Here is a 12591-nt window from a genome sequence, read left to right as displayed (position 1 = left end):
GTGGGGAAGAGATAAAACTATGAAAATTAAAAAAAGAGCTAATAGCATTTGATCTTCTATCTGAAAAAAGGCAAGGAAGAAATTTAGTAAATAAAACTTATTTGCATCTAATAGATTTAAATACAGATATACGAAAATTTATTTCTAAATCATTAATAATTAAGGAAATCGATAGAAAAAGTATTGAGAACGAGAAAGTTTGTCAAAGTGAATGTTTGGAGGATTTTGAGAATAACTGCAATCTGAGCTTAGCACAAAACTTTAATTGTGATATTGGTAATATCAAATATTTTCTGAAAAAGTATCAAATTTCTTTAACTCAGAAGTACGATGATTTTAAAAATCTTTTGGAAACTAAGGAAGTCGGAAAAGCAGTCTTCCAAGAAATCTTCGATGAAAATAGGAAGTCGGAAAAACCGATCCTAATGATACTAATATAAATAAGAAAAATAATATGAGAAAAGATGAAGATAATTTAAAAAGAGAAATTGAAAGACTAATGGATGATAATCCTCTCATTCAGAAGTATGCTCATAGATTGCTATTCGAAAAAAATTATAGTATAGAGGTGGAGTATATAGTTGTTAACTCTTTAGACAATTGCTGGCAATTATTACTTTTCGAACGTGATCATGGCAATGAAAAGATAAGTGCTAATATCAATTTATATGGTGAAACGTCTTTAGAAAGCTTGTTTAGAGAATTTTTTGAAAAGCAACTAGACTATACTCAGCATAACTGTAGAAATTCTGTATATTTTTTGAGATATTTTGTTGAAGGAATGAAGAGTCGAATTGATAATCTTCTTTTTTAGTTTAAAAGTATATAAGATCTTTCAAGAAAAAGAGTGGGTCTGTATGAAGGAAATAAAACATTCAATTGAGAACTAGTCGGTGAAGGGAATACGTATGGTGTAATGATTGTTGATCTTATTGATTGCGATCAAGAACTTATGGAAACCAACCTTTTGTCACTTTTTGTCAAAGGAGTGTGGAAGCAACTTCTGATTAAGAATTGTATCGTGATACCCTACTAGAAAAACAATGATATGGAGTATACCACATTGTATGGAGTAATGTGTATAGGTGGACAAGAAAATGGATGCAGAAAGTAATTTTTAGGGATTGTGTCCAACAATAAAGCCATTGTTCTGATTGAACGGTGAAGTATTAAATTATCCAGTAGATCTCCATTAAAATAGATTTTAAAGCTAAAGGCGAAATTATTTCCGCCTTTTTTTTGATCAATAATAAGAAATGTGGGTGAAGCATGATTCGTGCGCCATGCTCCAAGTTTGATTAGACAAAGTAATCAAACAATCAGGAGGAAATTAAATTGAAGATGAAGAAATTTAAGAAAGTGACGACGTTTCTAGCTTTGTTGTTTACAATGGGGCAACTGTTTGTGTCGCCTGGTCTAGCTGTAGCAGATCACATAGAGTACAACAGGATGACGGCAGTCGCCGAAAACGAAGAGGAAGAGCAGAAGGAAGCACCACCATCGGAGGTAAAGCCGTTCCGTTCCGATGAAGCAATAGATGACATAATAAGAAGTGCCGGTTTACAATCGGAAAATGCACGTGCTAATGATAGTCCAGATGCCAGTGAATTACCAGTCGTAGAGACAATTGGTGATTCACTTTTTATTTTGCCTTCAGGAACTGAAGTTAAACCACTTGAGGATACAGAAGAAGTCAATGTAACGGATAACTTTGACGATCGTTACACAATGGATTATATCCTAGAGAATGCAAAAAGCACGTCAGAACAAGAGGAAATGTTAGCAAAATCAGAAGAATATGCTCGGTTAAAACAAAACTTTACTCGTTCTACAGGTTTTACGATTGAAAATGCACGAACGATCGATCATCGTTTATGGAGAAATCTTCCTAATGGGAATAATTTTCTACATGACAGGTTTTATATGTTTCGAATTCGAGAAACAGGTCAGATTGCCTTTTGTATAGAGGAAGGTGTTCCAGCTGGATTGGGCAGTGGTGCGACGCAAGAGAACTTAAATCAGGTTGTTTCAAATGCGGCGTTAAGAGATAGACTTTCCTTGACAGCTTATTTTGGCTGGTACGGGAATTCTGATAAATCAGATACACAATATGTGGCAGTCCAACAAATGTTGTGGGAATTATTTGGTGGAGAAACATTATCTACGACTGTATCTAACTATGCAAGTCGCAAACAATTTGTTGAGTCAGAGATTTCCAAATACAACACTCGGCCAAGCTTCCATAACCAACGGGTAACGGTAAAAGTTGGAGAAACAGTTACCATTACAGATACAAATGGTGTTTTTGCTAATTATGCAATGGACAACCTGACAAACACCGCAAATGTCACGCTTCGTCAAGAAGGAAATCGTCTCCATATTACCGCAAATGCCAATTCAATTACGAATGGTACAGTATCGATTGCTAGAATTCCGAAAGAATTCGCAAATGCAGCATTAGTCTATCAAGTTGGAAACTACCAAAGAGTAAGTGTCTTGCATTTAGAAGACCCGATGACAGTGAATCTTAACATTGACGTACTAAAAGAAGGTCATGCTGAAGTCTTGAAAGTCGACGAAGAAACGGGTCTCCCACTTGCGGGTGCTGTTTTCCGTTTTGTAACGTCCGATGGACAAGAAAAAGAACTTACCACCGGTGCAGATGGAAAAGCGCGTTGGGAAAACCTTATGGTGGATACAACGGTAACCATTACTGAAATCAAAGCACCAAATGGGTATATTTTAAATTCAAACCCACAAACATTGACGATTCGGACCAATGAGACAATCACTGTTCGATTTGATAATAAAGAACAGCTGGCGAATCTGACGGTCATCAAAGAAGATGAAGAAACAGGAAACGCCCCACAAGGTGCCGCAACGCTCTTTGGTGCGAAATATGACTTGACGGATGCAGACGGAAACTTCGTCGCAACCTTGACGATGGGTAACGTTGACGGGATTTCTCAAGCAGAAATCAAAGGCTTGAAACTAGGCACATATTTCCTACAAGAAGTAGAAGCGCCTGAAGGATACACTTTGGATCCAACGAAACACGAAGTTCAACTAATGTACGCTGGTCAAAATGAAACAGTTGCAATTCACAGCCGTACTGTCCCAGATCGTGTAATCAAAGGGCATATTGAAGGCTACAAATTCGGTTCTCGTCCATTGATTCCAAACTCGTTAGCAGACATATTGGAACAAATCTCAGGAACCAACCAAGACATTAAACCTCCTTTAGAAGGGGTTGAATTGACCGCAACTGCTCACGCAACAGGACAAGAACATGTGGTTATGACAGGCGAGAACGGCTTCTTCCGTTTTGAAAACCTGCCGTATGATACCTATACGATTTCAGAAACAAAAGGTCCGGATGGCTATCTATTGATTGAACCTTTCGATGTTACTATCTCAGAAGACGGTTATACGCACTTCTTCTTACTGGAAGACCGAATCATTGAGTCTCGTTTGCACATTGTCAAAGTCGATGAAGAAACCGGTGAAAACATTCCTTATGCCGGCGCACAATTCAAAATCTTTGATACCTGGGCAAATGATGGCGAAGGGGCGTTCGTATCGATGCAGCGTCCGAATGATACGGAAAGTACCGACGTCTTTGAAACAAACGAAAAAGGTGAGATCGTCACAACCGAAAGCCTTGCATGGGGCGTTGATCGCTATGAATTGCATGAAGTAAAAGCGCCAGAAGGGTATGTTTTACTTGAAGAACCAATCGTCTTCAGTGTGACGCAAGAAGATTCTGACGGGATGATCCGAATTGAAGTGCCGAATCGTTTAGCACGTCAAGACGTCCAATTGATCAAACGCGATCACTTGAACGAACAACCTTTAGCGAATGTACCATTCAATTTATACCAAATTGAAAAAGATGGGTCTGAAACGCTGGTTGATGCGTTCTTAACGGACGAAGAAGGAATGATTTCACTTGAAGGATTACCTTACGGAGAGTATAAATTCGTTGAAGGGCAACCATTACCAGGGTACCTTGAATTAGAAGAAGACATTGACTTCTCCGTTACTGTCGAAAACGACGGTGAATTGATTGTATTAGAAGTCGTGAACGAACGTGAAGACTTAGAAATTACGACATTGTTTGCGACGGTTGATGGTAAGAAAATCGTGGATCCTACGATCGATAACCGATTGGAAGACAAAGTATGGATCAAAGGGGACGCCATTGAAATTGGTCACACCTATACGATCGTAACTGAATACGTGAATCGCTTAACTGGTGAAGTTGTCAGCCGTGATACAACGCAATGGACAGCAAAAAGCAAAGATGATGAATTGTCTATTTTCCTTGATTTACCGGCAAACACCATGAAAGATGGCGACGAAATGACTGCCACTCATGTCCTTTACTATGATGAAGAACAAGAGGAAGAAGTTGGCCGTGAGGTTGATTTAGAGAACATGGATCAAACGGTTTATTTTGTCGCACCAAAACGTGAAGGGGAACTACCGAAAACAGGAAGCACGGCTGGTATGATTCTAACTGTACTAGGTGTGAGCATTGTAAGTATTGTCGGTGGATTCTACATCTTCCGTAAGAAACAAGCGTAAGCACATGGCTGCAAGGATAAAAGATCCTTGCAGCTCTTTTTTGAAAATGAAGATTGACTAAAAGTATTCATACTCCACGTCTAATCACTCAACATTTTCAAGTTTCACCATTATTTCATACGAGAGTGAAAAAATTGATTACACATTGCCTTTTATCTTCGGTATGATAAGAGAGGAAAAAAGGAGGATTTTTTAGTGAAACAACAAAAAAATGGATCGCACTTGCACTGGTCTGCAGCCAGTTTTTAACATCTCTTCCAGCTTCAGCAGCACTTGTTGGTCCAGAGGATATAGCAGAATCAACACCAACTGCAGAACAATCACCGGCTACTCCTGAAGACCAGGAGTCACAACCAAGTGAAACCCCTGAAGAAACACCAACCGAACCGGTGAATCCACCTGTTGAAGAAGGTCCTGTTGTGCCGGAAGTTCCAGAAGAAACACATGAAGAACCAAAACCTGCGCCGAAACCAGAAGAACCGACACCGGTTGAGCCGCCAAAAGAAGAAGCGAAACCAGCACCCGTTGAAAATCAACGTCCGACCTTACCAGAGCTAGCAGAAAGCACGCCAGCTGATGCCAATCAATCAACGGTCATTGAAATCAATCCTGTCAAGGAAACGTGGGATTTCATTAAAGAAATTGGCGAAGATGCACGAAAAATCGGTTTAGAAGAAGACCTCTACGGCTCGGTCATGATCGCCCAAGCGATTCTTGAATCTGCCAGCGGTCAAAGTAAGTTAAGCCAAGCCCCATACCATAACCTTTTTGGGATCAAAGGGACGTATGAAGGAAAGGGTGTTACCTTCAGAACGCAAGAGGATGATGGATCAGGGAATCTGTATACGATCGATGCAACGTTTCGTCAGTATGAAGATTACGAAGCGACCTTCAAAGATTATGCGAAGCTTTTAAAAGAGGGCTTAGCGCATGATCACGACTTTTATAAAGGTACCTGGAAGTCAGAAACGGAATCCTATGAAGACGCAACAGAATTTTTAACCGGACGGTATGCGACGGACACGCAATATGGCGAGAAGTTAAACGCCCTAATTGAAGCCTACGCATTGACTAGCTATGACAAAGAAAAAGCTGAATTACCAGAAGGCACTGACGAAATGATCCACCCTGTGTTGAATCCAGTCGTCTCCTCGTCCTTTGGCCCACGTGGGGGAGGATTTCATCGAGGCGTCGATTTTGCGGCACCATTAGGCACACCAATTTTCGCCAGCCTTGCAGGAACCGTGATTCGATCTGAATACCATGCGTCATGGGGCAATTACGTTGCCATTGAACACGAGAACGGGCTAACAACACTTTATGCCCACAACAACCAAAACTTAGTGACCGTTGGTCAAACCGTTGAGCAAGGCGAAATCATTGCTTCCATGGGCAGTACCGGAAACAGTACCGGTCCTCACTTGCATTTTGAAGTGAGTTTATCGCCAAGCTTGGCACAGGATCAGTTGATCGATCCGATGACTGTCTTACCAAATTAAGCGTTACCCAAAAGAAAGTACTTCGGTGCTTTCTTTTTTTATTTCTAAAAGAAAGGAAAAAACACATGACCGAAACCACAGAAGAAAAAGTCCTCTATTTAACCGTCGGAAAGGAAGTCCGATTGACCTTCACCGCAAAATTTGAGCGATTACGCTCTATCCAATTGAGTTTAAACAAAGTATCAGAATTGATTCGAAACGGCTTAGTGACGCAGGAAACCTTGACTGAAGTCGATCGAATCGGGTTGATCACGAAAAGCAATCATAATACCTACGTTTTAGTAGAAGATATTCGGCAGGTTCCGATTGATCCAATCGAAGTCATGGTGCCAATCAATAAGAAGAAAACGAAGGCAAAATTTAATCCCGATGAGTCATGGGCGCGGCAGGGCTGGTTCGAATATACCGTCTCGGATACTCAAGAAATATCACGAGAAGATTTGTATAGTTTAAACCAGCTAAATGAAGCGTCTCAAAAGAGGAAAAAGAAAGGATCTAAATGATATGGAAGGGTTCGTTTTAATTAGCACATTTGTCTTAGGCATTGTAGCCGACTATTCACTACAATCGGTCATTTTACCCGCATTGAATATAGAAGACTGGCTAAAAAATCGTTCGATTCAAAAGAAATTTTCGTGTAAGAAGAATGACTATACCTTCTTTGAGGAAGGAATAGACGACTTCTACGTTCTTACCATCAATAATAAGGAACGTCGGATCAAATTTTCCAAAAATCGACCGTATACGATCGTGTACGATCGGGAGGTTGATATGGCATAGGAGGTATTTTTAATGGACTGTCGATTTATAGAAGTAGAAGGATTATCCATGGCTTGTCCGAAAACCATGTCATTAAAAGAAGCGAATCGAATGCTTTTCAAAAAAAACGAAGAAGTAGATATGGAAGGTATTGACGTCATATTCCACTATGAATTGATTCAAGATGAACGAGTCGTCCTACGATCGCAGCTTTCCTTGCCGGTTTTTGATTTTGACTGGTGGGAATTAGTTGAAGAATTTCTAGAAGGTAAAGGTGCTTCAGAGGAAGTGATCAATCAATTTTCAGAATCATTCAAAAATAGCTTAGAAGATGTTCCTGAAATAAAGACGGTCAAACCTAAAAAAGAAAAAAAGCCAAAACGAAAGAAAGAGCGAATACCAAAAGAAAAAGCAGAAAATAAACAGAACCCGACCAAGTGGCTTTATGGCGTGGGAATGGCTTTTATATCACTAGCACTACTTGTCGTTCTTGGCTTTGGTGTGAACCAAGTTTTTTTACTGAAGGTCAAACCTTGACGTATGAAGAGCTTATCGACCAACAACAATTTGAGGAAGCCTATCAGCTGTACCCCAAAGAACAACAAAAAACAGAAACTTTTTTCTATTACTATGCGCTGGACAATCGCTCAGAAGCGACGTTACGACGCTTTCGCGATTTTCACGAAGAACACGAAACAACATTTGGTTCATTTGATTTGGCTATTTTGCAAAATAACTATAGTGGTGCTGTTTCAGCTTATGAAGAACAAACCGAAGCTTTCTCAAATGATCCTGAACGGTTGGCCATCGTTGGGTATTGTTACTTGAAAGTAGGAGAATTGGATGAGGCGAAACAAATCAATACCCAGATCAACAGTATTGAACTTGAGAAAAAAATCGTTTTATACGAACAGCTGACCCTTCAAATACAGGCGGCTGAAAAAGAAATAGAGGCTTTACAAGAAGAGGCAACCCTTGATCGGGAAGAACTTGAACAACAATTGAATGACCTGTTTGACTTAAAAGAAGAACGGCTAAATTTATGAAAGAAGGGAACGACGTATGACAAAAGAAACGTCTAAAAAGATGACCAAATGGCAAAAAATCGGACTAAGTTTGATTTGCATTACAGCTATTACAGGTTTTATGTATCCAGCATTTTCTCAAAATGACCAGTCAACACAACCGCAGCCAGAACAAGACACGAGAAAGCCACTTGAACGCTTAGATGAGCAAGAGAACGATCGATCACCCTTAGATAGGGTCACTCAAGAAAACGATCGGTCCTCACTCTTTGATCGGGTCTTTGGCAATGACGGTACCGATTCGGTTTTCCAACAAGTTTTTGGTAACCAGACAAACCGTGAAACCATTGACCGAAGCCCTATATTAGACGCCTTGGCACAAGCCGATGATCGTGAACAGAATCAAAACGTTGTTCATAACCCTGGAAATGAAGGGCCGTCATTAATTGATACAAATCGACCAGTAACACCAGATGAGCCGGAATTGCCGATCACGCCGCTTCCTCCTCTTCCTGAAGAAAATGATCCTTTAGAACCAGTACCGCCGATCAATCCAGAAGAACCAGTTATACCAGAACCACCAGTGAACCCGCCGGTCAATCCGCCAGTAAACTCTCCTGTAGATCCACCGGTGATTGATGTAAACTATGATCGCCTTGAGACGTTGGTTAGCCAGACGCAATCGATCAATACGAATGATTATTTATCTTCTGGTGTCTCGACGTTTGTTTACGAACGTCTGGTGTCTGAAAGAATGTTGGAAGATCGAAATAGTACGCAAGCTCAAGTTGACCTACAGATCAGTCGCTTGCAACAAGCGATCGATCAGCTGGTTATAAAAGGGGATTCGACGACATTAAAAGCAACGGTTCAACAAGCCAGCACGATTGACCGTGAACGGTTTACACAAGAGAGTCTTGCTCGATTGGATGAACGTGTCTTAGAAGCGAATCAAATGCTTCAAACCGATGAACACACGCAAGAAGCCCTTGACCGGATGAATCGGCGACTCGTCAGAGCCATCGATCAGCTGGAAGAGCGGTCGTCATTGGAACTTGCTTTGCTTGATTTACAAAGACTGATTGATCAGGCAGAAACGTTTGAAGCACAGAACTATACAGCTGACAGTTTCGCTCGTTTGACAGCGACAATAGAAGACGCGAAAACGTTGGTAAACGAAGGAACGGATTCTGAAGAAGCGATTCTATCCATGCATGAGCGTTTAGAACAAGCAATCGACCAATTGATCGAAGTAGCGAACACAGATCAACTGGCTTCTCTTATCGCACATGCACGGTCATTCGATAGCGGCAATTACACACAAGATAGCTGGAACGTCTTAATGGACGCCTTAAATCAAGCAGAAGGACTATTACACGCACACGAGCCAAGTCAAAGTGATGTGGATCAGGCTGCTGAGAATCTCAGATTAGCGATTGATCAATTAGTCGTAGCAGAAATAGAAGAACCAGCTCCGGATCCTGAGACGGACAATGATGGACCGCTATTACCAGACCTGACCGAACTTGAGTCAGTGTCAGAAAGTGAAGTTGAACAAGTAACTATTATCGAATGGTCTAACGAAGCCTGGTCAAGTCCTAGTACAAACGAACTTGATCTACCAGAAAGCACAGACACTGAAGAAAGTGAACAACCAGAATTGATTGATGTCAGCCTTGAAGCGTTCTTTGATGAAGCGCCTTTGGAGCTGGATTCAGAATGAAAAAATTTATTGCCTGGCAAATCGGACCAAGTCTCCTTATAGGAGCGCTTGGTCTTTTATTATTGATTGGTCTTATCGGTGGGGGAAACCAACAGACGCTACGATCAGAAACTGCTTCAGGAGGCAGTATTTGTTCCCCCTCAGGCGATTATGACAAAGATAAGATCGATGAGGTCTTGGAGCGAGCCGGAGCCTTTAAAGGCAAACGAGCAGCCTTTGAACATGCCTCTGCTAAGCATAACGTTGATCCTGTCTTAATGATCGCCATTTCTATACATGAAACCGCGTGGGGAACGAGTCGTGCCTTACTGGAGCATAATAACCCTTCAGGGCAGATGCGTGGAAACCAAATTATTCACTTTGATTCGCTTGAAGATGGGTTAGAAATGACCGGACAAACCTTAAACAATCTATGGAATGAACGCGGTTTGAATACGATTGAAAAATTAGGTTCTGCGTATGCACCTGTGGGCGCTGGTAACGATCCAACGAATCTAAATATCCATTGGGTACCAACGATTCATAAATTCATTGAAGAATTAGGCGGCTTGTCCGGTGGCTGTGAAGGCGAAAGCGTAGAAGGGGATTTGATCACTGGTGCAGATGGTTTTGTGGTGCCAATGAAGAATTTCACGATCACTTCTCACTATGGCCCAAGATGGGGGGCGTTTCATCGAGGAATCGACTTAGCTGCTCCTGAAGGCGAACCAATCTATGCCGCAAAAGATGGCATCGTTACTCGCTCGGAATATCATTTTTCCTGGGGAAATTATGTGACGATCACCCACGAAGGCGGTGCAACGACACTGTATGCCCATAATCAACGAAATGTAGCAACCGTTGGTCAAAAGGTCAAGCAAGGGGAATTGATTGCGTATATGGGGAATACGGGACATAGTACCGGTCCACATTTGCATTTGGAACTTTGTTTAGACAACAGCCTAGCCCAAGACCGACTGGTGGATCCCTATCCAGTCTTTTTCGGAAATAAGTAAGAAGAAAGGAAACAAAAATGCAACCGTCAAAAAAAATAGCCCTAGTGGTCATGTGTGGTGTCTTGTTGCTTTTGTGTGTCTTTTTTCTCTCTCGTCTGTCACTTAGTGATAGTGAAGAAATCCTTCAATCGAGCAATGATACAGCGATTCAAGGGAGTCGGGAAGTCGAGCAAGAGGCGCAAGAATCTACTACAAAAAGCACAACCACAAGTGAACAGAGACAAACAAGAACTGAGTTAAGTGACGAATCATTCGCCGATGTCCATGTAGCTTTTCTACAAGCGGCATTTATCTATGATTCGTTAGATACACAAAAAGAACAAATGAAGCCCTTTGCTTATAGTGAGGATCGTTATCCAGCATTAGGAATAACCGAAGGCGTGCCCGTCTATCAAGACCTTGCGTGCAAAATTATCGAAGAGACGAGCTTCTTTCGCCAAATTGATGAACAAAATCAAGAAGTGCTAACAAGGATCCACGTTCTCTACGATTCGGACCATAATCACGACCATGAAACAGGGGAACACGCCCATAAAGAAACCAACCAAGTCCTGCTTGTCACTATTCATTATCGACGTTCCGGAGAGACCTGGTTGGTCTATGACTTAACCTACGAAGAAGATCCGTTCAATAGCCAATTCTATTCAAATTAAAAAGGAGACTTTCAATGAACAACCAAGAAACCAACCATGTGAATGACCAAAGAAATGAGAAAAAAGAACAATACGCGCCACACTTTGATCAATATGAAAAAAAGGAACAAACCATTATCTATATTCTTTGGCAGATCCAGAATCGAAAAATTCGTGTCGGGAGTAAGTTATTCTTTGAGCCATTGAACAAAAAATTCGGATTATCAAAGTCACAGTGGCCACTCGTGAAAGAGTTTTTATCCGGTGCTGGACTGCTCGTCGATCAAGTGGTCATTGCAGAATCAATTCCGAAATATTTGAAAGAAAGGTACGGCATTGTGAATGAGTGAAACAGATTTTTTTGATCCCAGTGCGTTGCAGGGATCCACCCAGGGACAAAAGAAAAAGAAAGAAAAGCCGAAAAAAGAAAAACGATCAAAAAAGAAAAAGAAGAAAAAAGAACCGAATAGCCTTCGCTTTCATCCAGTAACGGTGAGACAATGGCTCACCTACTTCTTTTACTTCACATTTTTGGTCATGTGCGTCGTTTCTTTTCTTTCTTATAGCCGTATGAATCAGCTCGCTCATATTGCCGCTACGGGTGTCCAAGAGGCAAAGGCAGTAGCCGAATCAACGTTAGAAGCAACGCAAGAAGGAGATTGGAGCCGTCACGTTGGCGAGGAGTTCTTGACCCATTATTTTACGATCGAAGAAGGAACGTCACGCAGTGATCTGGAACAAGTCCTTTCCCCTTACCTGGCACAAGGTCTATCCATGAATGACTTGATTCAGTTTTCTGTTGGAAATACGCGATCAATCCAATCGATCCAAGCAATTACGCAGAAGGAGAAAGAAGCAGACGAGATAGGCTTCACCTTTGAAACGACGTACGACGTTGTCTTTGTTGAGAGGGAACAGACAAATCAAGTACGTGTGTCCTTGCTTACCAATATTGAGAATGGCGAAGTGAAAGTCTTACAGCCACCAAGCTTCTTGAGCATGACATTCTCTGAAAATCATGAAGGAAACACGGCAAAAGCAACGATTGATCCATTCTTGACGGAAGGAGAAAGTCTTGAAGAAGGGGAAGCTGCACGTGTGGTTTCATTCATTGAAGACTTTTTAACCCTTTACGTTCAAAATGATCCGAATCTGAAGCTAGTGAGTGACGTCGCAGGTGTCGGAGCGGATCAAGTCAGAAATATTCAAGTATTAAACTTAGTCGAAAAAGAGGGGCAGTTGATTGCTGAAACGTCCTTCCAATTATCATTTATTGAAGGCAATTTCTTTACCTCAACTGCTCGTTTAACGATTTCTGGGGAAGCAGGCTCTTACTTTGTCGATTCTGTGACCCCTTTTTAAAAAATAAAC

Annotated in this window: 12 protein-coding genes; all 12 read left to right on the top strand. The window is 41.3% G+C overall.

Going from position 1 to position 12591, the window contains the following annotated elements; all coding sequences use genetic code 11:
• The first annotated feature begins 454 nt into the window (after positions 1 to 454).
• The 12 genes from FJU10_RS17630 to FJU10_RS17575 all read left to right on the top strand — a co-directional run bounded on the left by FJU10_RS17630 (position 455) and on the right by FJU10_RS17575 (position 12582).
• Positions 455 to 814, top strand: a complete 360-nt coding sequence (locus tag FJU10_RS17630; protein ID WP_140966564.1) for a hypothetical protein — start codon at positions 455 to 457, stop codon at positions 812 to 814.
• A gap of 527 nt (positions 815 to 1341) precedes the next feature.
• The gene (locus FJU10_RS17625) at positions 1342 to 4587 is read left to right on the top strand and encodes a SpaA isopeptide-forming pilin-related protein (protein ID WP_140966565.1); all 3246 of its coding nucleotides are present in this window, start codon (positions 1342 to 1344) and stop codon (positions 4585 to 4587) included.
• A gap of 215 nt (positions 4588 to 4802) precedes the next feature.
• The gene (locus FJU10_RS17620; RefSeq protein ID WP_140966563.1) at positions 4803 to 6086 is read left to right on the top strand and encodes a peptidoglycan DD-metalloendopeptidase family protein; all 1284 of its coding nucleotides are present in this window, start codon (positions 4803 to 4805) and stop codon (positions 6084 to 6086) included.
• Between the two features lie 65 nt (positions 6087 to 6151).
• Positions 6152 to 6589, top strand: coding sequence for a hypothetical protein (locus FJU10_RS17615; protein ID WP_140966562.1), 438 nt, complete (start codon positions 6152 to 6154; stop codon positions 6587 to 6589).
• 1 nt (position 6590) lies between these two features.
• Complete coding sequence (locus FJU10_RS17610) at positions 6591 to 6866, top strand: hypothetical protein (RefSeq protein ID WP_140966561.1); 276 nt, start codon at positions 6591 to 6593, stop codon at positions 6864 to 6866.
• Positions 6867 to 6878: 12 nt separating this feature from the next.
• Positions 6879 to 7382, top strand: a complete 504-nt coding sequence (locus FJU10_RS17605; protein WP_140966560.1) for a hypothetical protein — start codon at positions 6879 to 6881, stop codon at positions 7380 to 7382.
• On the top strand, positions 7379 to 7891 hold the full coding sequence (locus tag FJU10_RS17600; protein ID WP_140966559.1) for a hypothetical protein: 513 nt from the start codon (positions 7379 to 7381) through the stop codon (positions 7889 to 7891). The genes FJU10_RS17605 and FJU10_RS17600 overlap by 4 nt, the downstream gene beginning before the upstream one ends.
• 16 nt (positions 7892 to 7907) lie before the next feature.
• Positions 7908 to 9593, top strand: a complete 1686-nt coding sequence (locus tag FJU10_RS17595) for an FIVAR domain-containing protein (protein ID WP_140966558.1) — start codon at positions 7908 to 7910, stop codon at positions 9591 to 9593.
• On the top strand, positions 9590 to 10588 hold the full coding sequence (locus tag FJU10_RS17590) for a peptidoglycan DD-metalloendopeptidase family protein (RefSeq protein WP_140966557.1): 999 nt from the start codon (positions 9590 to 9592) through the stop codon (positions 10586 to 10588). Before FJU10_RS17595 ends, FJU10_RS17590 begins: the two co-directional genes overlap by 4 nt.
• Before the next feature lie 17 nt (positions 10589 to 10605).
• Positions 10606 to 11241, top strand: a complete 636-nt coding sequence (locus tag FJU10_RS17585) for a hypothetical protein (RefSeq protein WP_140966556.1) — start codon at positions 10606 to 10608, stop codon at positions 11239 to 11241.
• 14 nt (positions 11242 to 11255) lie between these two features.
• Entirely contained in the window at positions 11256 to 11570 is a 315-nt protein-coding gene (locus FJU10_RS17580; RefSeq protein ID WP_140966555.1) for a hypothetical protein, read from the top strand.
• Positions 11563 to 12582: a conjugal transfer protein gene (locus tag FJU10_RS17575; protein ID WP_140966554.1), complete on the top strand. Its 1020-nt coding sequence runs from the start codon at positions 11563 to 11565 to the stop codon at positions 12580 to 12582. Before FJU10_RS17580 ends, FJU10_RS17575 begins: the two co-directional genes overlap by 8 nt.
• Positions 12583 to 12591: the final 9 nt, after the last annotated feature.

This window comes from Enterococcus sp. OL5 (genome assembly GCF_006491895.1).
Classification (GTDB): Bacteria; Bacillota; Bacilli; order Lactobacillales; family Enterococcaceae; genus Enterococcus_D; species Enterococcus_D innesii.
Note: the sequence above shows the minus strand (reverse complement) of the source record. Positions and strands in the feature narration are given on the sequence as shown.

What these genes read in the sequence shown, in the direction of transcription:
- FJU10_RS17615 (WP_140966562.1), top strand. Translation starts at nt 6,152, where the DNA reads ATGACCGAAACCACAGAAGAAAAAGTCCTCTATTTAACCGTCGGAAAG.
- FJU10_RS17585 (WP_140966556.1), top strand. Translation starts at nt 10,606, where the DNA reads ATGCAACCGTCAAAAAAAATAGCCCTAGTGGTCATGTGTGGTGTCTTG.
- FJU10_RS17590 (WP_140966557.1), top strand. Translation starts at nt 9,590, where the DNA reads ATGAAAAAATTTATTGCCTGGCAAATCGGACCAAGTCTCCTTATAGGA.
- FJU10_RS17575 (WP_140966554.1), top strand. Translation starts at nt 11,563, where the DNA reads ATGAGTGAAACAGATTTTTTTGATCCCAGTGCGTTGCAGGGATCCACC.
- FJU10_RS17580 (WP_140966555.1), top strand. Translation starts at nt 11,256, where the DNA reads ATGAACAACCAAGAAACCAACCATGTGAATGACCAAAGAAATGAGAAA.
- FJU10_RS17610 (WP_140966561.1), top strand. Translation starts at nt 6,591, where the DNA reads ATGGAAGGGTTCGTTTTAATTAGCACATTTGTCTTAGGCATTGTAGCC.
- FJU10_RS17595 (WP_140966558.1), top strand. Translation starts at nt 7,908, where the DNA reads ATGACAAAAGAAACGTCTAAAAAGATGACCAAATGGCAAAAAATCGGA.
- FJU10_RS17605 (WP_140966560.1), top strand. Translation starts at nt 6,879, where the DNA reads ATGGACTGTCGATTTATAGAAGTAGAAGGATTATCCATGGCTTGTCCG.
- FJU10_RS17630 (WP_140966564.1), top strand. Translation starts at nt 455, where the DNA reads ATGAGAAAAGATGAAGATAATTTAAAAAGAGAAATTGAAAGACTAATG.
- FJU10_RS17625 (WP_140966565.1), top strand. Translation starts at nt 1,342, where the DNA reads ATGAAGAAATTTAAGAAAGTGACGACGTTTCTAGCTTTGTTGTTTACA.